The sequence below is a fragment of the Bacteroides sp. ET489 genome, from assembly GCF_030518095.1.
Classification (GTDB): domain Bacteria; phylum Bacteroidota; class Bacteroidia; order Bacteroidales; family Bacteroidaceae; genus Bacteroides; species Bacteroides ndongoniae.
This window is the reverse complement of the sequence record NZ_JAULLJ010000107.1, coordinates 1-1,092: the sequence shown is the minus strand read 5'-3', so window position 1 is coordinate 1,092 and position 1,092 is coordinate 1. Positions and strand designations below refer to the sequence as shown.

Sequence of the window (1,092 nt, the reverse complement as noted above, 5' to 3'; positions counted from 1 at the left end):
CGCTGCAAGTGATGCATTAAAGTGGAATGCCAGTTTCCTGAAGTCTGTAGACTGACAGTTTGTTATTCCTGCATGTTGCTTGGCATCCCGAAAGCAGAATTCGAGTTGGAAACGTGTCCTGTAAAAGTCCAGTACATCCTGTGCGTTCTGTATTTCGTTTGTAGAGAAATACAGCTGCCATTTGTCCGTTCTTCCATCCATGGGATACCATACAGCCAGGCTCACAAAGCGTTTGAGTGCTTTGGAGTATGCTTTCAGTCCGTAAAGTTTACCCTTGTTTACTTTGTATTCAGTACATCTTGTAATGTCCAGATATTCAAAGTCAATCTTTCCGTCATACAATTTTGGACGTCCGCGTTTTCCTGTCCCATTTTCTAAGGTGGGATAAAACAACGCTGCATCATTTCTGAAACGGCTTATAACGTGGAATCCGTTCTCGCATAATGGTTTGATGAAAGTTGCCTTTGAAAAGAACGCATCACATACGACAGTGTCGGAAATCCGTTTCAGATGTTCCTGTATGCTGATAAGGTAAGAACTGTACCAGTCTACAAGATTCTTCCCGCGGCTTTCCAGCGTTGTGTTGTCAGGTGTCTGTACAGAGGCCAAAGTCATACATTCATGGTTGTCAACGTCTATAACTCCAATACCGGTTATCTCCAGTCCGCGTTTGTATTCGCCGGCACAACCGGACCAGAAATAGCCAATCCACGGTGTTTTGCTGCCGGATTTTGGAATGAAAGACGGATCAATGGCTATTGCCTTGCGACAGCCTTTAAGGTGTTCTCTGATGATGGCTTCATTGAAGGAAAACCAGTCAAAGTCATCATTCTCAAAATTGTTGCGGTATGTCTGTTCCGAGAAACATCCATATCGTCCCATTTGCAGGAAATTGATGCGGTCAGGTATAGCCATGAATAATTTCATTGCATCCATGAATACTTTCTGAAAAGATTTGCTTATATTTACAGCTGATTCGAGAGCGTTTCTGCACTCGGATTGGTATTGCATAAGGAGTGATTCTTTAGTCATAATTAAAAGTGGTGAAGTACTTCTAATTTACTAAAAATCAGTGAATTATGCAATACTTTT

General features: G+C 41.9%; 1 protein-coding gene. It reads right to left on the bottom strand.

The annotated features are described in order from the left end of the window. The coding region (locus tag Q3C19_RS18210) for a transposase (RefSeq protein ID WP_302731271.1) at positions 1-1,032 on the bottom strand (1,032 nt) is incomplete at its 3' end. Positions 1,033-1,092 lie beyond the last annotated feature (60 nt).